Annotated in this window: 20 protein-coding genes and 2 tRNA genes; 17 read left to right on the top strand and 5 right to left on the bottom strand. The window is 65.7% G+C overall.

Translation table 11 applies throughout. The features are described from left to right. Positions 1-135: 135 nt before the first annotated feature. Positions 136-576, bottom strand: coding sequence for a PH domain-containing protein (locus OVA31_RS01940; RefSeq protein ID WP_267629451.1), 441 nt, complete (start codon positions 574-576; stop codon positions 136-138). A 273-nt stretch (positions 577-849) separates the two neighbouring features. On the opposite strand from OVA31_RS01940, the gene OVA31_RS01935 reads away from it, so the two are divergent. The 7 genes from OVA31_RS01935 (at position 850) to OVA31_RS01905 (ending at position 7,344) form a co-directional block, all read left to right on the top strand. Next, entirely contained in the window at positions 850-2,808 is a 1,959-nt protein-coding gene (locus OVA31_RS01935; protein WP_267629450.1) for an acetolactate synthase large subunit, read from the top strand. After that, a complete protein-coding gene (gene ilvN / locus OVA31_RS01930) occupies positions 2,805-3,308 on the top strand; it encodes an acetolactate synthase small subunit (protein WP_267629449.1) in 504 nt (167 codons plus the stop codon). The genes OVA31_RS01935 and ilvN overlap by 4 nt, the downstream gene beginning before the upstream one ends. Positions 3,309-3,397: 89 nt before the next feature. Then, positions 3,398-4,411, top strand: a complete 1,014-nt coding sequence (gene ilvC, locus OVA31_RS01925; protein ID WP_267629448.1) for a ketol-acid reductoisomerase — start codon at positions 3,398-3,400, stop codon at positions 4,409-4,411. A gap of 147 nt (positions 4,412-4,558) precedes the next feature. Then, complete coding sequence (locus OVA31_RS01920; protein WP_267629447.1) at positions 4,559-4,861, top strand: hypothetical protein; 303 nt, start codon at positions 4,559-4,561, stop codon at positions 4,859-4,861. Next, positions 4,858-6,150, top strand: a complete 1,293-nt coding sequence (locus OVA31_RS01915) for a hypothetical protein (protein WP_267629446.1) — start codon at positions 4,858-4,860, stop codon at positions 6,148-6,150. The genes OVA31_RS01920 and OVA31_RS01915 overlap by 4 nt, the downstream gene beginning before the upstream one ends. Before the next feature lie 125 nt (positions 6,151-6,275). After that, the gene (locus OVA31_RS01910) at positions 6,276-6,956 is read left to right on the top strand and encodes a hypothetical protein (protein ID WP_267629445.1); all 681 of its coding nucleotides are present in this window, start codon (positions 6,276-6,278) and stop codon (positions 6,954-6,956) included. Then, positions 6,949-7,344 (top strand): hypothetical protein, encoded by a 396-nt coding sequence (locus OVA31_RS01905; protein ID WP_267629444.1) that lies wholly within the window; start codon positions 6,949-6,951, stop codon positions 7,342-7,344. The genes OVA31_RS01910 and OVA31_RS01905 overlap by 8 nt, the downstream gene beginning before the upstream one ends. Before the next feature lie 83 nt (positions 7,345-7,427). Here the strand turns inward: OVA31_RS01905 and OVA31_RS01900 are convergent, their stop codons facing one another. Then, positions 7,428-8,093, bottom strand: a complete 666-nt coding sequence (locus tag OVA31_RS01900; protein WP_267629443.1) for a serine protease — start codon at positions 8,091-8,093, stop codon at positions 7,428-7,430. 311 nt (positions 8,094-8,404) lie between these two features. Between OVA31_RS01900 and serA the strand changes: the two genes are divergently transcribed. The 4 genes from serA to OVA31_RS01880 all read left to right on the top strand — a co-directional run bounded on the left by serA (position 8,405) and on the right by OVA31_RS01880 (position 12,505). Further along, entirely contained in the window at positions 8,405-10,000 is a 1,596-nt protein-coding gene (gene serA / locus OVA31_RS01895; RefSeq protein ID WP_267629442.1) for a phosphoglycerate dehydrogenase, read from the top strand. Then, positions 9,997-11,007 carry a 3-isopropylmalate dehydrogenase gene (locus OVA31_RS01890; RefSeq protein ID WP_267629441.1) on the top strand — a complete coding sequence of 337 codons (1,011 nt, stop codon included), beginning with the start codon at positions 9,997-9,999 and terminating at the stop codon, positions 11,005-11,007. Before serA ends, OVA31_RS01890 begins: the two co-directional genes overlap by 4 nt. A gap of 104 nt (positions 11,008-11,111) precedes the next feature. After that, positions 11,112-11,465, top strand: a complete 354-nt coding sequence (locus OVA31_RS01885) for a GntR family transcriptional regulator (protein ID WP_267629440.1) — start codon at positions 11,112-11,114, stop codon at positions 11,463-11,465. Next, positions 11,462-12,505, top strand: coding sequence for a hypothetical protein (locus OVA31_RS01880; protein ID WP_267629439.1), 1,044 nt, complete (start codon positions 11,462-11,464; stop codon positions 12,503-12,505). Before OVA31_RS01885 ends, OVA31_RS01880 begins: the two co-directional genes overlap by 4 nt. Here OVA31_RS01880 and OVA31_RS01875 read toward each other — a convergent pair. Continuing rightward, positions 12,444-13,577 (bottom strand): MFS transporter, encoded by a 1,134-nt coding sequence (locus OVA31_RS01875; protein ID WP_324290169.1) that lies wholly within the window; start codon positions 13,575-13,577, stop codon positions 12,444-12,446. The two genes, OVA31_RS01880 and OVA31_RS01875, sit on opposite strands and share 62 nt — an antisense overlap. A 215-nt stretch (positions 13,578-13,792) precedes the next feature. Here OVA31_RS01875 and OVA31_RS01870 point away from each other — a divergent pair, with 215 nt between their 5' ends. The 5 genes from OVA31_RS01870 to OVA31_RS01850 all read left to right on the top strand — a co-directional run bounded on the left by OVA31_RS01870 (position 13,793) and on the right by OVA31_RS01850 (position 17,258). Continuing rightward, positions 13,793-14,566 carry a fumarylacetoacetate hydrolase family protein gene (locus tag OVA31_RS01870; protein ID WP_164309089.1) on the top strand — a complete coding sequence of 258 codons (774 nt, stop codon included), beginning with the start codon at positions 13,793-13,795 and terminating at the stop codon, positions 14,564-14,566. Next, positions 14,563-15,384, top strand: coding sequence for an alpha/beta fold hydrolase (locus tag OVA31_RS01865; protein ID WP_267629438.1), 822 nt, complete (start codon positions 14,563-14,565; stop codon positions 15,382-15,384). Before OVA31_RS01870 ends, OVA31_RS01865 begins: the two co-directional genes overlap by 4 nt. 61 nt (positions 15,385-15,445) lie before the next feature. Next, positions 15,446-16,921 (top strand): glutamate--tRNA ligase, encoded by a 1,476-nt coding sequence (gene gltX, locus OVA31_RS01860; RefSeq protein ID WP_267629437.1) that lies wholly within the window; start codon positions 15,446-15,448, stop codon positions 16,919-16,921. Between the two features lie 109 nt (positions 16,922-17,030). Continuing rightward, a tRNA-Gln gene (locus tag OVA31_RS01855) sits at positions 17,031-17,102 on the top strand. Positions 17,103-17,185: 83 nt separating this feature from the next. Beyond that, a tRNA-Glu gene (locus OVA31_RS01850) sits at positions 17,186-17,258 on the top strand. Positions 17,259-17,358: 100 nt separating this feature from the next. On the opposite strand, the gene OVA31_RS01845 is transcribed toward OVA31_RS01850, so the two are convergent. After that, entirely contained in the window at positions 17,359-17,856 is a 498-nt protein-coding gene (locus OVA31_RS01845) for a PPOX class F420-dependent oxidoreductase (RefSeq protein WP_267629436.1), read from the bottom strand. Between the two features lie 70 nt (positions 17,857-17,926). Next, entirely contained in the window at positions 17,927-18,661 is a 735-nt protein-coding gene (locus OVA31_RS01840; RefSeq protein ID WP_267629435.1) for an IclR family transcriptional regulator, read from the bottom strand. Positions 18,662-18,753: 92 nt separating this feature from the next. Between OVA31_RS01840 and leuC the strand changes: the two genes are divergently transcribed. Continuing rightward, entirely contained in the window at positions 18,754-20,190 is a 1,437-nt protein-coding gene (gene leuC / locus OVA31_RS01835; RefSeq protein WP_267629434.1) for a 3-isopropylmalate dehydratase large subunit, read from the top strand. Positions 20,191-20,193 lie beyond the last annotated feature (3 nt).

Raw genomic sequence — 20,193 nt, 5'->3', positions numbered from 1 at the left:
GAGTGGGTGGTGATCTCGACGCCGGACGACGGACCGATCTTCGCGGTGGAGGTCATCGGCAGCCGAATGCGTGCGCATCACCGGGTTTCGAGGCTACTCCGCCCGAATCGGGGGTCACCGAAGGGTTCGTGGTGGTCAGGCCTGGTCGGCCGCTGCCGCTGCATACGGGTCGGGGATCCGTCCGCGACTCGCTGCCGACAACCGGGGGAGATCGGCGAAGGTGATGGCGGGCAATCGCACCCGAGCGCCGTTCACCAGGACCGCGCGGACCGAACTCCACCGCGGGAACTGCAGACCGTCGAGTTCGTTCCAGGCGATCTCGCGGGTGGAGAAGGTGTGCACCGCCTTCAGTCCGTCTTCGGTCACCACCGTGCGAATCCGCACGATCCACCAGCCGAGGAGTACCGGCAGGACCAGGGTCCAGCCGAGCCACACCAGTGAGGCCCCCGCCAGGATGACGGTGACGATGAACATCATCGGGACCGCGAAATAGGCGATCCGCTGGATGCGGAACGTCTGGGGCAGTTCCACCTCGGGGGGTGTGGAGTCGGAGGATGCGGCGGATGGGGTAGACACGGCTCCATTGTCTCATCCCGTCGACAGCGCAGATCCACCAGTGATTTCCCATCATGTGAGACGCGATGTCCCGTGGTTTGACTCTTGACATGCGCCGGTCCTACCGTGAAGGCGTGATGCAGCACGATAATCTCGTAGTAATCGGCCGGCGCGTCGTCGCCTGACCGGTCACCTCGTAGACCCTCGAGCATCGACGCGCCACCCTCGAACAGCCCAGCTGTCGGGGGTTTTTTCTTGTCAACAACCAGAACACCAGAAGATGGGGAACGTGCAGTGAGCGCACCAACAGCACGAACCAACGCCGCGACCGGAGCCGATGCCTCCCGTGAGACGGCGCCGCGCCAGCAATCACCCGCGGCAGGAAACCTGCGGGCGGTAGGCCAGCACACCGTGGCACCCGAGCGCGTCAGCGGTGCCCAGTCCGTGGTCCGGTCGCTCGAGGAGCTCGGCGTCGAGGTGGTCTTCGGCATTCCCGGTGGCGCCGTCCTGCCGGTCTACGACCCGCTGCTGGATTCGCAGAAGGTTCGTCACGTCCTGGTCCGGCACGAGCAGGGTGCGGGACACGCCGCGACCGGTTACGCGCAGATCACCGGCCGCGCCGGTGTCTGCATGGCGACGTCGGGTCCGGGTGCCACCAATCTGGTGACGCCGCTGGCCGACGCACAGATGGACTCGGTGCCGGTCGTCGCGATCACCGGACAGGTCGGGCGTGCGCTCATCGGCACCGACGGCTTCCAGGAGGCCGATATCTCCGGCATCACGATGCCGGTCACCAAGCACAACTTCCTGGTGAGCAACCCGGCCGACATCCCGCGCGTGATCGCCGAGGCGTTCCACATCGCGGAGAGTGGCCGTCCGGGCGCGGTTCTCGTCGACATCCCCAAGGACATCCTGCAGGCGCAGACCACGTTCGCGTGGCCGCCGCAGATCGACCTGCCCGGATATCGTCCGGTCACCAAGCCGCACGGCAAGCAGGTGCGAGAGGCGGCTCGCCTGATCGAGGCGGCCAAGGCGCCCGTCCTTTATGTCGGCGGCGGCGTCATCAAGGCGAACGCGTCGGAAGAGTTGCGGGAACTCGCCGAACTGACCGGCATCCCGGTGGTGACCACACTGATGGCGCGCGGGGCGTTCCCCGACAGTCATCAGCAGCACCTGGGGATGCCGGGCATGCACGGCACGGTCGCCGCGGTGGCCGCCCTGCAACGGAGTGATCTGCTGGTCACCCTCGGCGCACGTTTCGATGATCGCGTCACCGGCCAGCTGTCGTCATTCGCCCAGAACGCCAAGGTCGTCCATGCGGACATCGATCCGGCCGAGATCGGCAAGAACCGGCACGCCGACGTGCCGATCGTCGGTGACTGCAAGGCAGTCATCGTCGATCTCATCGAGACCATCCGCAACGAGCGGGCCACCACCGCGGAGGCTCCCGACATCTCGGAATGGTGGAAGTACCTCGACGGGGTGCGTCGTACCTACCCACTGAGCTACGACCGTCAGGCCGACGGATCGATGTCGCCCGAGTTCGTCATCTCGGCCATCGGCAAGGCCGCCGGCCCGGATGCCGTCTACTGTGCAGGCGTCGGCCAGCACCAGATGTGGGCCGCGCAGTTCATCTCCTACGAGAAGCCCCGAACCTGGCTGAACTCAGGCGGTCTCGGCACGATGGGCTACGCCGTGCCGGCGGCCATGGGCGCCAAGATGGCCGCGCCGGACACCGAGGTGTGGGCCATCGACGGCGACGGCTGCTTCCAGATGACCAACCAGGAGTTGGCCACCTGCGCCATCGAGGGCATCCCGATCAAGGTCGCCCTGATCAACAACGGCAACCTCGGCATGGTGCGACAGTGGCAGACCCTCTTCTACGAGGAGCGCTATTCCAGCACCGACCTCTCGACCCACTCGCGGATGATCCCTGACTTCGTGAAGCTCGCGGAAGCGTTGGGCTGCGCGGCATTCCGGGTCGAGCGCGAAGAGGACGTCGACGAGGTCATCGCCAAGGCCCGGGAGATCAACGATCGGCCGGTGGTGGTCGACTTCATCGTCGGCGCCGATGCCCAGGTGTGGCCGATGGTGGCCGCAGGCACCGGTAATGACCAGATCATGGCGGCCCGCGACATCCGGCCGCTGTTCGACGAAGACGAATCCGCATCGGATCCGGTCGACATCCACGAGACGATGTCGCGTCCGGATCAAGCGAATCAGCCCGCATCTGCAGGGAAGGAAGACAAGTGAGCACCACTCACACCCTCAGTGTTCTGGTCGAGGACCGACCGGGTGTTCTCGCCCGCGTCTCGAGTCTGTTCTCCCGGCGTGGGTTCAACATCGAGTCGTTGGCGGTGGGACCGACCGAGCTGAAAGGTATTTCGCGGATGACCATCATGGTCACCGTGGACGATTTCCCGCTCGAGCAGGTCACCAAGCAGCTCAACAAGCTGATCAACGTGATCAAGATCGTGGAGCAGGACCCGTCGAGTTCGGTGTCCCGTGAACTGATGATGATCAAGGTCCGGTCCGATTCGTCGGTGCGCAGCGAGGTCATCGAGGTGGTCAACCTGTTCCGCGCGAAGGTCATCGACGTCTCCACCGAATCCTTGACGATCGAGGCGACCGGTACCGGCGAGAAACTCGAGGCGTTGCTGCGGATGCTCGATCCGTATGGAATCCGCGAGATCGCCCAATCCGGCGCGGTCACCCTGGGGCGTGGCCCCAAGAGCATGTCGGCCAACCGCTGACACACGGCGCGAGCCGCACAGAGAAGTACACAGGCCCCGAGGACTACACAAGACCTTGAGGGCAAACAGAAATCGAAGGGAATCCAACTGTGGCGATCGAACTGTTCTATGACGACGACGCCGATCTGTCGATCATCCAGGGCCGCAAGGTTGCGGTGATCGGCTACGGCAGCCAGGGGCATGCGCATTCGCTGTCGCTGCGTGACTCCGGGGTCGATGTCGCGGTCGGTCTGCGTGAGGGCAGCAAGTCCCGCGAGAAGGCCGCCGAGCAGGGCCTCAAGGTCATGTCCGCCAAAGAGGCTGCCGAGTGGGCCGACGTCATCATGCTGCTGGCTCCGGACACCTCGCAGGCCAAGATCTTCACCGAGGACATCGAGCCGAACCTGAAGGACGGCAACGCGCTGTTCTTCGGACACGGCCTCAACATCCACTTCGATCTGATCAAGCCGGCCGCCAACATCACCGTCGGCATGGTCGCGCCGAAGGGCCCGGGGCACCTCGTGCGCCGGCAGTTCGTCGACGGCAAGGGCGTGCCTTGCCTGATCGCCGTCGATCAGGATCCGAAGGGCGAGGGCCAGGCCCTCGCATTGAGCTACGCCAGCGCCATCGGCGGTGGCCGCGCCGGGGTCATCAAGACCACCTTCAAGGAAGAGACCGAGACCGACCTGTTCGGTGAGCAGGCCGTGCTCTGCGGCGGTACCGAGGAATTGGTCAAGACCGGTTTCGAGGTCATGGTCGAGGCCGGCTATGCGCCGGAGATGGCCTACTTCGAGGTGCTGCACGAGCTCAAGCTCATCGTCGACCTCATGTACGAGGGTGGCATCGCCCGGATGAACTACTCCGTCTCCGACACCGCCGAGTTCGGCGGCTACCTCTCGGGACCGCGCGTCATCGACGCCGACACCAAGGAGCGGATGCGCGGCATCCTCCGCGACATCCAGGACGGCACCTTCACCAAGCGTCTCGTCGCCAATGTGGAGAACGGCAACTCCGAGCTCGAGGGCCTGCGCAAGAAGAACGCCGAGCACCCGATCGAGGTCACCGGCAAGAAGCTGCGCGACCTCATGAGCTGGGTCGATCGCCCGATCACCGAGACCGCGTAAGCGCCTCTCACCGAACGATCTGTGGCCGTTGTCGCCGGAACCCGGCGGCAGCGGCCACAGCCGTCTGTGGACTCCAGCATGGATGCCTCGATGGCGATGGATCGTCCGCTACCATGACGTCGATTCGGACTGTGCACAGGGGGAGACATGTCTGGAACGACGGTGAATCCGGGGATCTTGCGTGAGTTCTCGGGGACGGTGGAGGCGACGGCGGCAGTAATCCGCGATTCGTCGCTGCCCGCGGACCTACTCGAGATCGCTGCGTGTATGGCAGGATCGTCTGCCGCATATGCGTTGACGACCTTGGCTGATGCGATGCACGATCCGCTGAAGCGAACGGCAGAAGCGTACTCGGCGATGTCTGGCGCGGTTCACAACGCTGCCGGCGAGTTCGAGGCGACCGATGATGAGTTGGCGGCGGCGTTCAACCGAATTGCATCCGCTCGATGATCCCCAGCCGCCCGGTATTCGAGACGTGGCGACCCGACGCACTCCGGCCGGCCGTGGACGTGGCCAAGTCGTCCTCCGAAACCGTCGATCAGGCCGGCTGGGAGGTGGTATGGGAGATCTCCGGTCTCAACAACAACGAGAACTGGGATGGTCTCGCATACCGCGCTGCCGGCGACATGGCTGGTCGCGTTCGTGGCCAGACCTCGACATTCGGCAATCTGGGGACGAATGTCGAGGTCGGCGTCCACAAGTTCGGAGCGACTTTGGCAGCCGAACATCGAGCAATCAGTGATTTGGTGCGGATCATCGAATCCGGCGATCTCTACGTGACGGACGACTGGACGGTGCTCGTTCGCGAGAAGGTCATGTCGCCGGCGATGGCGAAGCTCTTGGTGCTCGCTGCGACCGGATTCCAGGATCAGTTGAATCCGCATCTGATGAATCTCGGACATGCCGACTACGATCTCGCGAACTTCCTTCGGTCGGAAGCCATGTCGGTGACTCCCGGACTGCCAGAGTTGTGGTGCGACAGGAATGCGCCGAAAGACGCCACGACCGATCCGTATTCTGACGAAACGCGCGGCGAGGATCCGACCAGAGGCCGGGAGAACCAGCAGAAGAAGCTGGCCGAGCACATGATGGGAACAGTCGTCGACAAGGGCACGACTTCCAAGGACGGGAAGACGGTGACGACTTTGCGGATGCTCGATGGCAGCAGGCAGGTCTACACAGATGCCCATCGTGGTGGGGTGGGGGACACCTTCGACCTGTACAACGAGAAGGGAAACCTCGTCTCGACGAAGGTGAACAACCCCGATGGGTCGATCGTTACCACGCTGACGCGTGACGGGAAGTCGCCGATTGTCGTGCGAGAGACCAAGGACGGCAAGGCAGTTGCCGACGTGGATGGCGTGCAGGTCCAGGTTCCGGGTACCAAGGACGTCGCCCAGGCCTTGGCCGGTGGTGGGATGGCCGCGCTGGAACCCCATGTGGCCGAAGGCTTGCCGCATCTGACGGCGCCTCAGGCCGAGAAACTCGTCATCGGAGCCAAGGCGGCTGGACCGGCGTTGACAATTCTCGGAACCGCGGTCGGTGTGGCGGACGCGAAGAACGGTTACGACAAGTGCGTGGCGACCACAGCAGGCGGTGTGAGTCTCGCCGGTGACGTTGCGATGGCGCTCGTTGCACCGGAGGGTGCCGGTGCGCTGAAAGCTTTCGGGATCACCGCTGGAAGCAGTCTTGCCTTCGGGATGGCTGGAGGTTTCCTCGGTCGGGCGGTGTGCAAGTGACATCGAGTCACCGGCTTCTCCTGCCGGTACCGAAAGAGTGGTCATCGCGACCGCGCGGCGATTGGGCGGGTGCACTGGTCTACACCGTCCTTGGTACGTCGTTCGCCGGCATTGGTATCGCGGGCTTGGCGGGTGGTCAGCGACTCGGCTTTCTCTGCGCCGAGCTGATTGCGTGTGGACTCATCCTGGAAATCTGCTCGATTCTTCGATCTGCGCGGTTACGCACGATGACAACTGCGGGGGGTGATCCGTTCCTCCGGGACGGCGTGCTGACCATTCGGCGTGATCCTCTGATGCGCGCATTCGACATTGTTTCCACCGCAACGTTTGGCGCCGGTGCATTGCTCTTCGCAGTCGGGGCCTGGCGTGATGCGGTGCACATTTCGCTCGCAAGCGAGTCGGCCGAAAACCTTTATCCGCCTGTGGCGTTCGTGGTGGGAATGCTCTATATCGGCAACGCGGTGCGGGTGGCCAACCGTGATTCCGCGTGGATGTCCGTGTCGGAGCGCGGGATCAGTGTGCCCTCACATCGGACCGCCACTGACCTCGATTGGGGAATCGTCACCGAAGTGACGCCGGTTCTGACGAAGGGTGACAAACGGAACGGGGCATGGATCTCGGTTCGGCCCGGCGAACGGTACGACGAGATCCGGGTAGACGAGTCGTGTCTCGGGGGCCCCGCGACCTTCTGGCTCATCGATTTCTACCATCGGCACCCTGAATTGAGGGCAGAACTCGGAGGCACGGCGGTGATCAGGCGGTTGCGTGACAGATCGTTGGTGCCGAATGAGCATCGCAATGTCTGACGGAGCGGGAGTGTGCAGCGTCCCTGCTGAGTACGTTGAGATTCTGCGGGTGATGGCTATGGACCCCAACGCCATCGAGCAGATTCGCGAAGCGCTTGCGGACCTGGGCGATGCGCAGTTGAGGAATGCTGTGCTGCCCATCCCGGAGCGGTGGGGGTCGGACGATTACGAACTGTTCTGCGTCGACCGGCGCGTTCGGCTTGCCGAGTACGAGAGGCGACGCGCGCTGGCAATCGACGAGTGGGACGCCGACGCCGGCGGCCGGACAATCGAAGGCCTCACACCGCATGAGCTCAGCCGTGTCGAGGATTGGACTCGGACACAGTTCCTGGCTGAACTCTCCGCGTGGTTGCGGCTGCATCCGGGGACTCGATACGAAACCGACTGATTCATCGCGACGTGCTGACCGCTGTACACGAAGGAGGCCCCGGGACCGAAGTCCCGGGGCCTCCTTCGTATGTCGGACAGTTATCAGATCGGTCGGAATCCGCGGTACTGCGAGAGAGATCCGATCCGCTTGAGCACCGGGCCGATGTTGGTGCCGGTCTCGGGGCCGATGCAGCCCACGAAGTAGTAGGCGTTCACCATCCCGACGAGGCGGTCACCGACCACCACGGGGCTACCGGAGTCGCCTTCGATCACGCACATCTGACTGAAATGTGCGTCGCCGTCGGAGAACCAGCTGATGCCGCAGGTGTTGCCGGTGGTTCGGCCCTCCTTGCAGGCGATCGTCGGGAAAGCGAGTGGTCGCGTGTCGACCGATCGGATGGTCACGCCGCGCACAGTGCGCAGGGGGACGACCTTCGCCGAATTGAACTCGATCACCGCGATGTCGAGATCACTGGCGGAATAAGTGATGGTTCCTGCCTGTCCCCGGTCCTGGAAGGTCTCCGAATACACCTTCTGCCCCGGCTTACCGCAGTGGCCTGCGGTGATACCGATCAGCTTGCCGGTGTTCGACTTGCCGATCGTGGTCAGGGTGCAGGCTGCGGCAGAACTACCGCCCTTGAGCACCAGGATCCCGGAGCCTCCACCGAGATAGACCTTTGCCGGTGCGGCGTGGGCAATGCCAGCCCCCCAGCCGGCCAGCACCGTTGCAGCCAGAACCGCCAACAGTGCTGTCAGCTTCCTCATCATCCACACTCCGCTCGTTCGAGACACAAGAAATCATCGGCCCCGAGACACGTCGCTCGGGGCCAAGCTCACCGTACCGGTCGGTGCCCGCGCAGTGTGCTCCGCGGAATCGTCCCGGGGTCGGTTTGCAACCTATCCGTAATGCCGATCACAATCTACCCGCAAATCGCGGTACCGAGTGCGACCGGTCGAGACCGGCTGCGAATGGGTGACGAGCCGACCACTAAGCTGTTCGCGGAAGTCGTCGCGGTCACCGGAGCGGGTCGCGGTGGTCTCCGCACCGTTCACTTCGCCCCTCGATCATGGAGAATATTGTGACCTCAGCTGGCCGTCCGGTCGTTCTGATCGCCGACAAACTGGCACCTTCGACCGTCGAGGCGCTGGGAGACGACGTCGAGGTGCGCTGGGTCGACGGCCCCGATCGACCGAAGCTCCTCGAAGCCGCCGTCGACGCCGACGCCATCCTGGTGCGCTCGGCCACCACCGTCGACGCAGAGGTCCTCGACGTCGCACCGCGGTTGAAGATCATCGCCCGTGCCGGCGTGGGCCTCGACAACGTCGATGTGCCCGCGGCCACGCAGCGCGGAGTGATGGTGGTCAACGCACCGACCTCCAACATCCACACGGCCGCCGAGCACGCGGTGGCCCTGCTGATGTCCGCGGCGCGCCAGATCCCGGCGGCCGACGCCACGTTGCGTGAGCATGCCTGGAAGCGTTCGTCGTTCAATGGCGTGGAGATCTTCGACAAGACCGTCGGCGTGGTGGGACTCGGCCGCATCGGCCAGCTGGTCGCCGCCCGGATGGCCGCCTTCGAGACGTCGATCATTGCCTATGATCCCTATGTGTCACCGGCGCGAGCAGCCCAGTTGGGTATCGAGCTGGTGAGTCTCGACGAGCTGCTCGAGCGCGCCGATTTCATCACCGTGCACCTTCCCAAGACGCCGGAGACCCTCGGCCTCATCGGTACGGATCAGCTCGCGCGCACCAAGAAGGGCGTTGTCATCGTGAACGCGGCCCGCGGCGGGCTGATCGACGAGCAGGCACTCGCCGATGCGATCACGTCCGGTCATGTGCGGGGCGCCGGGCTCGACGTCTATGCGACCGAGCCGTGCACCGACTCGCCGCTCTTCGAACTCCCGCAGGTCGTGGTGACCCCGCATCTCGGCGCCTCGACCAGTGAGGCACAAGACCGCGCAGGCACCGACGTCGCGAAGAGCGTGCGTCTGGCTCTCGCCGGACACTTCGTGCCCGATGCCGTCAACATCACCGGCGGCACGGTCGACGAGGAGGTCGCGCCATGGCTCGAGGTCGCGCGTAAGGCAGGCGTCCTCGTGGGCGCCATCAGCAAGGAGCCGCCGACCTCGATCGTCGTCGATGTCCGCGGTGAACTGGCGGCCAACAATGTCGACGTTCTCGGGCTGTCGGCGCTGCGCGGGCTGTTCTCGGCCGTGCTCGACGAGCCGGTCACCTTCGTGAACGCGCCGACTGTCGCCGCCGATCGTGGCGTGACCAGCGAGGTGACCACGGCTTCGGAGAGTCCCAACCACCGCAGCGTGGTCGACGTGAAGGCCGTTTTCGCCGACGGGTCGGTGCACAACGTCTCCGGCAGCCTGACCGAGCCCCGCCTCGTCGAGAAGATCGTCAACATCAACGGCCGCAACTTCGATCTTCGCGCCGAGGGACTGAATCTCGTCGTGAGTTATGCCGACGAGCCCGGTTCGCTTGGCAAGATCGGCACGCTGCTCGGTAACGCGGGCATCGACATCCGGGCCGCAGGTCTGTCCCAGGATGCCGAAGGCGGCGGGGCGACGGTGATGCTGCGTGTCAGCGGTCCGCTCGACGACGACCTCATCGCCTCCATCGGTGAAGCCGTGGGCGCAACTCTCATCGAACAGGTGGACTTGTCATGAAACTCGCCGTCATCGCCGGCGACGGTATCGGTCCCGAGGTCATCGAGGAGGCCGTCGGCGTACTCGAATCCGTTGTCACCGACGTCTCGACCACCGAGTTCGACCTCGGTGCGCGCCGCTACCACCGGAACGGTGAACTGCTCACCGAGGACGACCTGGAATCGCTCCGCAGGCACGATGCGATCTTGCTGGGCGCGATCGGGGATCCGTCGGTCCCGTCGGGGGTGCTCGAGCGGGGATTGTTGCTGAACATGCGCTTCGCGCTCGATCACCACGTCAACCTTCGCCCCTCGCGCCGTCTACCGGGTGTCACCTCGCCGCTGGCCGGGGACCCCGACATCGATTTCGTGGTCGTCCGTGAGGGAACCGAGGGTCCTTACACCGGAAACGGTGGCGCCATCCGCGTCGGGACCCCGCACGAGGTGGCCACCGAGGTGAGCGTGAACACCCGGTTCGGTGTGGAGCGCGTGGTGCGCAACGCCTTCGAGCGTGCACGGGCGCGTCGGAAGAAGCTGACGCTGGTGCACAAGACGAACGTGCTGACCTTCGCGGGCTCGATGTGGAGTCGGACGGTCGCCGAGATCGGCGCCGAGTATCCGGATGTCAGCACCGACTACTGCCACGTGGATGCGGCAACCATCTATCTGGTCACCGATCCGGGCCGGTTCGACGTCATCGTCACCGACAATCTCTTCGGCGACATCATCACCGACATCGCGGCCGCCGTCACCGGTGGTATCGGCCTGGCGGCTTCGGGCAACATCGATGCGACGGGGGCGAATCCCTCGATGTTCGAGCCCGTGCACGGTAGTGCGCCGGACATCGCGGGACAGGGTAAGGCGGATCCGACCGCCGCGATCCTGTCCGCAGCGTTGTTGCTCGCCCACCTCGGCGAGACGGATGCCGCGGCGCGCGTGGAGAAGGCCGTCATCGACGACCTTGCCGAGCGCGGGTCGGGCGACTTGAAGACCTCGGAAATCGGCCGCCGGATCCGCGAGCGCCTCTAGGGCCCAACACCTGCGACGACCCCCGCCCGGACGTGTCCGGGTGGGGGTCGTTCGTTCGACGGCTCCTTATTGTTCTAGTTGAGATAGAACTATATGATCTTCGTGTGTTGATCCGTATCGACCAGGCCTCACGCGCCCCGATCTTCGAACAGGTGGCGTCGTCGGTCCGTGGGGCCATCGTCCGCGGCGAGGTGGAAGCCGGTGAACGTCTGCCGCCCGCCCGTGAACTGTCCCGGAGCCTCGACATCAATCTGCACACCGTGCTGCGCGCGTATCAGATGCTTCGTGACGAAGGGGTCGTCGAACTCCGTCGCGGCCGGGGCGCAGTCGTCACGGCGGCGGCTCCCGATCGCTCGGAGTTCGTCGAGGCGATGGATCGGCTCGTGGATGTGGCGCGGCGGTTGGACATCAGGCCCGACGTGCTGGCGGTCGAGATCCGAGAGAGGTGGCAGACGTGAGGGATTCGCAGGATGGTCGGAGCGAGGGCGTGGTCGGCATGACCGCCCGGGATCGCCGGGTGGTGTGCGCGCTGGCGATTGCACCGTCGGCGCTTGCGGCGGCGATCGGCGCCGCCCTGGTCGCGTCGTGGCGGACGGTCCTGCCCGATCCGGTTGCCACGCACTGGTCGTCGCACGGCGCCGACGGCTTCTCCGGTCTGACGTTCGTGATCGTCGCGCCGATCGTGGTGGGGATGGTCGGTGCATTGGTCGGCGTGGCCCTGAGTATCCGGGCCACCGATGCCACGATCATCCGGACAAGTGTCGGAATCGTTGCCGGCGTTGTCATCTCGACCGTGGCTGTGATCGTGTCGACCATGGCTTGTCAGCGAGGTGTGGCCAATGCCGATACGGTACCGACACCGCAGTGGCAGATCGCGTTGTCGATGGCGATCGGCCTCGTGGGTGGTATCGGCGTCGCCGCGCTCGTGCCATCGTGGGCCGTGACGCCGCCCGTCGGCGACATCGGGGACCGCCCACACGTCGCGATCGGGGCGGAGGAGCGGATCGTCTGGACCCGGGTCGTCTCATCGTCGCCTGGGGCGTCACTGATCCTCGGCGGGTCCGTGGTGATCCTCGCGAGCCTGGCCCTGGTGCTGCGCTCGTGGGTCGGCGCGGCGGTCCTGCTGATCGTCGTGGTGTCGGTCATCGCAATGTGGGGCACTCGGGTCACCGTGGATCGGACCGGGGTCAGCGTGCGCGGGCGGCTGGGGTGGCCGCGCACGCACGTCGCGATGCCGGAGATCGACCACGCCGAGGTGGTCGGCGTGCGGGCTCTGCGGGACTTCGGGGGCTTCGGCCACCGCATCGCAGTTCACGGAGATCTCAAGGGAGCCAAGGGATTCGTGTTGAAATCCGGGTCCGCCCTCCTGGTGGTGCGGCAGGACGGGCGACGCGACATCGTGGTGGTCGATGACGCGTCGACCGCCGCAGGCGTGGTCAATCGGCTCCTGGATCGCGAGGGACCAGTGGAACGGCGACCAGGGGGGTCAGGGCAGTGAGGGCGAACGCGAGGGGGAACCCGGCGGCACCTATCAGTGCACCCAGCACCGGTGTGGTGGCGGCCGTCGCGAGATACTGAGCCGTGTTCTGCACCGCCAGACCGCGGCCGCTCCAGCCAGGACCCGCGAACTCGGCGATCGCGGTGAACGCCAAGCCGTTGTCGGCGACCGAGGCGATGGTCGCGATCGCCATCACGACCGGTGCGACCGGACTGTGCAGCCAGTCGGTCAACGCCAGTACCGCCATCGACAGCGCCGCGGCGACCGCGATCACGCGGATGGGTCGCATCCGCGAGCCCCACCTGTCCGAGACCCGGCCGGCGGCGATCCGTCCCAATGCTCCCACCACCTGCGTGGCGGTCACCAGTGCGCCTGCGGCGCCGGGTGACCAGTGGTGCGCGACGATCAGCCAGGTGGGCACGAAGGTCCACATCATCGACTGCGGGATCACCAGCAGCACACTGACTCCGTGTACGCGAGCCAGGAAACTGCCCGCGCGGTAAGGGTTGTCGGTCCGGGCCGGGGCTCCCGACGGCTGGGTTCCGGCCAACGGAGGGTCGACGATCCCGACGACGCACGCGACCAGACCCAGGGCAGTCACGGCGACCGGGATCAGGAGTGCGGCTGTGACACCGTAGGACTGGGCGGTGAACGGCATGGTGAGCGCACAGACGCCGATGCCAAGGGGCTGCGCCATCTGGCGGACGCCCATCGCGGTTCCGCGCTGGTGGGCCGGGAACCAGCCGACGACGATCCGGCCACTCGCGCCGTTGGCCGCGCCCGCGCCCAGGCCGCCGACGAACAGACCGGTCGCCAGCACCCAATAGGGCGCGTCGAGGGCCGAGATCACGGCGGTGGCAGCCGTGCCCGCCAGCGTGATGCACAGGGAGATGATCAGCACCCGGCGTTCGCCGAACCGATCGAGCAGCGCACCCCACGGGATGATCAGCAGCATCAGGCCCACGGTCGGAATGGTGGCCAGGACGGATGCCTGCGTGAGGGACAGCCCGTGGTCGGTGTGGAGCGCCGGGATGAGATAGGCCACACCGCTGACCGCGCAGGTCGTGGTCATGGCTGCGACCAATGCGCAACACAACATCGCCCATCGGCGCCGCGGTGACATCGTCACCGCCGCCGATCCGACCGTCGACCGGGTTGTCCCGACGCCGCCCACACGATCACCTCATCTCATATAGTGGTACGCAACGTCCATATTCTAGAACGCGAGAAGTTCACGTCAAACCGGTGTCCCGAGTTGTGGGAAAGCCGGTGCGATAATGTCGTGCCATGCGTTTAGGACGAGTTGCCAGCCCAGACGGGGTCGCGTTTGTCTCCATCGAAGACGTCGACGGTGGGCAGCGGGCACGCGAGATCGCGGAGCATCCGTTCGGTACCCCGACGTTCACCGGGCGGTCGTGGGCACTTGCCGATGTGCGATTGCTCGCGCCCATTCTCGCGTCGAAGGTCATCTGCATCGGGAAGAACTACGCCGCTCATGTCGCCGAGATGGGTGGGGAGGCGCCTGCGGATCCGGTGATCTTCCTGAAGCCCAACACGTCGATCATCGGTCCGGAGGTGCCCATCGTGCGCCCGCCGAGTTCGGAGCGCGTCGATTTCGAGGGTGAACTCGCGGTCGTGATCGGCCAGCCGTGCAAGGACGTGAGCGCCGCCAAGGCGAAGGACGTCATCCTCGGTTACACCGTCGCCAACGACGTGACGGCCCGCGATCAGCAGAAGGCCGACGGACAGTGGACCCGCGGCAAGGGCTACGACACGTTCTGCCCGCTCGGTCCCTGGATCGAGACCGAGTTCGACCCCGCTGACGCCGAATTGGTCACCGAGCTCGACGGCGAGGTGACCCAGCGGTCGAGAACCTCGTTGATGCTGCACGACGTCGGTGCGATCGTCGAGTGGATCTCGCGCGTCATGACGCTGCTGCCCGGTGACGTCATCCTGACCGGAACGCCCGAGGGCGTGGGCCCGATGACGGCCGGACAACGGGTCTCGGTGACCGTGGAAGGAATCGGGACACTCGTCAATCCGGTGGTGGACAAGCCGTGAGGGGCCCGAAGGTCGCGCAGGTCAACGGGATAGAGATCGCCTACGAGGAGTTCGGTTCAGGTCCGCTCGTGGTGCTCGTGATGGGTACCGGTAGTCCGGGGCGCGTGTGGCAGGCCCACCAGCAACCGGCGCTCACCAAGGCGGGCTTTCGGGTGGTGACCTTCGACAATCGGGGAATCGCACCCTCTTCGGAGTGCGCGGACGGTTTCTCCCACGACGACATGGTTGCCGACACCGCGGCGCTCATCGAGCATCTCGCCAGTGGGCCGGCGTTCGTGGTCGGGACTTCGCTGGGGGCCCGGATCACCCAGGAACTGGCGCTGGCGCGGCCGGATGTCGTGAAGGCGGCTGTGATGATCGCCACGTACGGCCGCAACACCCCGTTGCAGCAGGCCATCTCGGCGGGGGAGCGTGCCCTGTACGACAGCAAGATCACCCTGCCGCCGGACTACGAGGCTGCGATCACCGCCCACCTGAATCTGTCGCCGCACACCCTCGACGACGACCGCACGGCGAAGGACTGGCTCGACGTCATCGGCTTCTCGCCGCAGACGGTCACGCCGGGAGTGCGTGCACAGCTCGCCCTGCACGACCGTGAGGCCGACCGGCTGGGCGCCTACCGGGCTATCACGCGGCCGGCGATGGTCATCGGTTTCGCCGACGATCGCACCCTGCCGCCGAAGCTCGCGCGCGAGGTCGCCGAGGCGATCCCCGGTGCCCGGTACGAAGAGGTGGCCAAGGCGGGACACTTCGGCTACCTCGAACAGCCTGCCGAGGTGAACCGACTTCTCGTGGACTTCCTGGCCGCACAGCCCTGAGCGGCGGTCGTAGATCGGACGGGGAACCGACGGCGGCGCTCGATTCGATACGCTGACCTCCATGAGTGGCTCCGATGTGCGCGTCCGTTTCTGCCCGTCCCCGACCGGAACTCCGCATGTCGGTCTCGCCCGGACGGCATTGTTCAACTTCGCCCAGGCCCGTCACGACGGCGGCACGTTCGTGTTCCGGATCGAGGACACCGACGCCGCGCGCGACAGTGAGGAGTCCTACGCCGCGATCCTCGACGCGCTGCGGTGGCTCGGGCTCGAGTGGGACGAGGGCCCCGAGGTCGGCGGGCCCTATGGCCCGTACCGGCAGTCGGAGCGCCGCGCGACCCACCTCGACGTGGTCGCGCAACTGCTGGCCGCGGGAGAGGCCTACGAGGCCTACTCGACACCCGAAGAGGTCGAGGCGCGCCACCGTGCGGCGGGCCGCGATCCCAAACTCGGCTATGACAACTTCGACCGCGACCTGACCGACGAGCAGCGCGCCGCCTTGGCCGACGAAGGGCGCAAACCCGTTGTCCGCCTGCGGATGCCGGATCACGACCTGGTGTGGGACGACTTGGTCCGTGGCACCACGACGATCAAGGCCGGCACGGTCCCCGACTTCGCTCTCACCCGGGCGACCGGCGATCCGCTGTACACGCTGGTCAATCCGGTCGACGACGCGATGATGAAGATCACCCACGTGTTGCGGGGCGAGGATCTGCTCTCCTCGACGCCCCGGCAGATCGCGCTCTACGAGGCGTTGACCCGGATCGGGATCGCCGACCGTGTCCCGGAGTTCGGGCATCTGCCGTTCGTGATGGGGGAGGGCAACAAGAAACTGTCCAAGCGTGATCCGGAGTCGAACCTGTTCCACCATCGTGACCGCGGATTCATCCCCGAGGGGCTGCTGAACTATCTCGCCCTCCTCGGCTGGGGCTATTCCCATGAGACCGACGTCTTCTCGCTCGACGAGATGATCGCGGCTTTCGATGTGCGTCAGGTCAATTCGAACCCCGCCCGGTTCGACCAGAAGAAGGCCGACGCGATCAATGCCGAACACATCCGTGCTCTGGAGCTCGGCGACTTCGCTGCCCGCTTGAAGGACTACCTCATCGTGCACGGCAAGCTGGGCGAGCCGATCGATGACGCGTCGTTCACCGCGCTCGCCGAGTTGGTGCAGACACGCATCCAGGTCCTCGGGGACGCCTGGGCGCTGATGTCGTTCCTGTATGTCTCCGACGCCGACTTCGTCATCGACGAGAAATCGGCGGCCAAGAATCTCGGCGCCGACGCCGGTGAGGTCCTCGATGCCGCGGTCGCCGCGCTGGACGGGCTCCCGGCATGGACGGGGCCGCAGATCGAGGAAGCCCTGAAGAAGGCGCTGGTCGACACGCTCGGACTCAAACCGCGCAAGGCGTTCGGTCCCGTCCGTGTTGCCGTGACCGGCTCCCAGGTGAGCCCGCCGCTCTTCGAATCGATGGAGCTGCTCGGCCGCGACAAGAGCCTTGCGCGCCTCGCCGCCGCTCGCGAAACCGTGCCGAGCTAGTGCCCTGACCTGGCGATTTGTGATCCGAGGGTGCCCCTCGGTACTCTTCTCCTCGGTCCTTTTCGGACCGGCCGGGCGGCGAGTCCGGCCAGCCGGGAAGGGAAAACCTTGGGGTATGGTGTAATTGGCAACACAGCGGTTTCTGGTACCGCCATTCTAGGTTCGAGTCCTGGTACCCCAGCGAGTCCTCGGGTGGCCGACCTCGAATCGAGGCCGTATCCCGTAGATTCACAGTGAGCACGTACAACTGAACACTCAGTTCCTGGCCCCGTCGTCTAGCGGCCTAGGACGCCGCCCTCTCAAGGCGGTAGCGCGGGTTCGAATCCCGTCGGGGCTACAAGAACAAAGAGACCCCCTCACCTGCAATGAAGCAGGAGAGGGGGTCTCTTTGCGTCAGAATGTCGGGGCGGCAGTCTCCGGTCCTCCGGATTCGCGCGTCACGCCCCGGGCGCGGTGCTCCCGGCGACGGGCATCTCGGGCAGCCCGAGTTTGCGGTGGTCCCACGACCGGATGCGTCCCGGCACGATGCGGACCGCGACTCGTTTGTTCATCATCTGCTCGACGAACGGACGTGACTCCTCGGTGTACGGGGCCGTGTAGCGCTCCCACACACTGATCCCGACCTTCATGCAGGAATCCGGATCGTCGAGGATCTCCGCGGTCCCTTCGAAGGAGACGCCACGCAATGTGTCGTAGGTGTCGCCATCCTCGATCAGGACCGAACATCGACTGTTGCGTCGTAGGTTGACCGCCTTCTGGGACTTGGCCTTGGTCTCGAACCAGATCTCGCCGTCGACCACGCCGTACCACATGGCGACGAGATGAATGCTCCCGTCCGAACCGGTGGTCGCGAGCGTCGCGGTTCTCCCGTTCGTGACGAATTCACTGATCTCGGTCTCGGACATGACGATCTGATTGCGCTGATTGACTCCCATGGTCTGACGCTAACCGACCGGCTGCCACGGCGTGCAGGCGATCGGCGGGCGGACGGCCACGGCCCCCTGTTCAGCCACGTGTGGGCTGCAGTCGTTTGTGGATCGCGTCCGCCGCAGCGAGAAGATCGGCGGCCCATCGTGCTCCGGGGCGACGACCCATCCGGTCGATCGGCCCGGACACCGAGATCGCGGCGACCACCTCGCCGGTCGCGTCGCGCACCGGCGCCGAGACGCTCGCCACTCCGGCCGCCCGTTCCCCGGCGCTCTGCGCCCACCCCCGGCGCCGGATCTCGTGCAATGCGCGTTCTCCGAAGACGCTGTCGTGCAGCAGCGCCCGCTGGGTACCGGGTTCGGCCCACGCGAGCAGGACCTTCGCGGCCGAGCCGGCACTCATCGGGAACCGGGTGCCGACCGGAACGGTGTCGCGGAGACCGGTCAGTGGTTCCATGGCGGCGATACAGACACGTTCGGCACCCTCACGGCGGTAGAGCTGTACCGATTCGCCGGTGATCTCGCGCAGGCGCGGCAGTACCATCAACGCGGCCTCGTGAACCGGATCGTGCGCCGATGCCGCGAGTTCGCTCAGTGCGGGACCGGGATACCAGCGTCCGGCGGCATTGCGCGCGAGCAGACGGTGTGTCTCGAGCCCGACCGCGAGGCGGTGCGCCGTCGCCCGCGGAAGACCGGTGCGATCACACAATTCGGTCAGGTTGCGGGGCGCCTCGGCGATGGCCCGCAGAACGATCACCGATTTGTCGAGGACACCGATTCCACTGCTGGGCACCGATGCGTTATCCTTTCCCATAGGACGATACTAGCGTTCCAAATAGTGAGATGCACGTCGACGCGGAAACGGGTGGGCGTGCCGTGACGATCCGAACAGATGCGAGTACAGCCATGAGTTACAGCCCAAACACACCGCGTACTCTCGCCGAAAAGGTGTGGGATGACCACGTCGTCGTGCGCGGCGAAGAAGACGCGTCCGGGAATCGCAATCCCGACCTCATCTACATCGACCTCCACCTCGTCCACGAGGTGACCAGTCCGCAGGCATTCGAGGGTCTCCGTCTCGCGGACCGACCGGTGCGTCGGCCCGACCTGACCATCGCCACCGAAGACCACAACGTTCCGACGGTCGACATCTTCAAGCCGATCGCCGACGAGGTCTCGCGCACCCAGGTGGAGACGTTGCGCCGCAACTGCGAAGAGTTCGGCATCCGTCTGCATCCGATGGGCGATGCGGAACAGGGCATCGTGCACGTCGTCGGTCCGCAGCTCGGACTGACGCAGCCCGGGATGACCGTGGTGTGCGGAGACAGCCATACCTCGACGCACGGCGCATTCGGTGCCCTGGCAATGGGAATCGGTACCTCCGAGGTCGAGCACGTGCTGGCCACTCAGACACTTTCGTTGCGCCCGTTCCGCACGATGGCGATCACCGTCGACGGCGAACTGCCGCCGGGGGTGACGAGCAAGGATCTGATCCTCGCTGTCATCGCGGAGATCGGCACCGGTGGTGGCCAGGGCTACGTCCTCGAGTACCGGGGATCGGCCATCGAGAAGCTCTCGATGGAAGCACGAATGACGATCTGCAACATGTCGATCGAGGCGGGCGCACGTGCCGGCATGATCGCGCCGGACCAGGTGACCTACGAGTTCTTGAAGGGCAGGCCCAACGCGCCGACTGGTTCGCAATGGGATTACGCCGTCGCGTACTGGGACAGTCTGCGGACCGACGCCGGTGCCGAATTCGACGCCGAAGTCCACATCGATGCCACGCAATTGACGCCGTTCGTCACGTGGGGGACCAACCCCGGGCAGGGTCTGCCGCTGGCCGCGCGCGTGCCGGATCCGGCCGAGATCGCCGATGAGAACGCTGCGAGCGCGGCACGTCGCGCGCTCGAGTACATGGACCTGAAGCCGGGAATGCCCTTGCGGGACGTGAAGGTCGACACCGTGTTCGTCGGGTCGTGCACCAACGGCCGCATCGAGGATCTGCGTGCGGTGGCCGATGTCCTCAAGGGTCGCAAGGTCGCCGACGGCATGCGGATGCTCATCGTTCCGGGATCGATGCGCGTGCGGGCACAGGCCGAAGACGAAGGTCTCGGTGAGATCTTCACCGCCGCCGGCGCCGATTGGCGGCAGGCCGGTTGCTCGATGTGCCTGGGAATGAACCCGGATCAGCTCTCCCCCGGGGAGCGATGCGCATCGACATCGAATCGCAACTTCGAAGGGCGGCAGGGTAAGGGTGGTCGAACTCACCTGGTCTCACCGGCCGTGGCCGCGGCCACGGCCATTCGAGGCACGCTCTCCGCTCCCACGGATCTCGCCTGACCG

The sequence above is a fragment of the Gordonia sp. SL306 genome (assembly GCF_026625785.1).
Taxonomy (GTDB): Bacteria; Actinomycetota; Actinomycetes; order Mycobacteriales; family Mycobacteriaceae; genus Gordonia.
The sequence above is the reverse complement of the archived record's forward strand: the minus strand, read 5'-3'. Positions and strand labels throughout refer to the sequence as shown.

Excerpts from the sequence above, each read along its gene's own strand:
- OVA31_RS01845 (WP_267629436.1), bottom strand. The coding sequence starts at position 17,856 with ATGGGAGTCAATCAGCGCAATCAGATCGTCATGTCCGAGACCGAGATC.
- OVA31_RS01890 (WP_267629441.1), top strand. The coding sequence starts at position 9,997 with ATGAAACTCGCCGTCATCGCCGGCGACGGTATCGGTCCCGAGGTCATC.
- OVA31_RS01905 (WP_267629444.1), top strand. The coding sequence starts at position 6,949 with ATGTCTGACGGAGCGGGAGTGTGCAGCGTCCCTGCTGAGTACGTTGAG.
- OVA31_RS01920 (WP_267629447.1), top strand. The coding sequence starts at position 4,559 with ATGTCTGGAACGACGGTGAATCCGGGGATCTTGCGTGAGTTCTCGGGG.
- gltX (WP_267629437.1), top strand. The coding sequence starts at position 15,446 with ATGAGTGGCTCCGATGTGCGCGTCCGTTTCTGCCCGTCCCCGACCGGA.
- OVA31_RS01915 (WP_267629446.1), top strand. The coding sequence starts at position 4,858 with ATGATCCCCAGCCGCCCGGTATTCGAGACGTGGCGACCCGACGCACTC.
- OVA31_RS01875 (WP_324290169.1), bottom strand. The coding sequence starts at position 13,577 with ATGACCACGACCTGCGCGGTCAGCGGTGTGGCCTATCTCATCCCGGCG.
- OVA31_RS01840 (WP_267629435.1), bottom strand. The coding sequence starts at position 18,661 with ATGGGAAAGGATAACGCATCGGTGCCCAGCAGTGGAATCGGTGTCCTC.
- OVA31_RS01900 (WP_267629443.1), bottom strand. The coding sequence starts at position 8,093 with ATGATGAGGAAGCTGACAGCACTGTTGGCGGTTCTGGCTGCAACGGTG.
- OVA31_RS01870 (WP_164309089.1), top strand. The coding sequence starts at position 13,793 with ATGCGTTTAGGACGAGTTGCCAGCCCAGACGGGGTCGCGTTTGTCTCC.
- leuC (WP_267629434.1), top strand. The coding sequence starts at position 18,754 with ATGAGTTACAGCCCAAACACACCGCGTACTCTCGCCGAAAAGGTGTGG.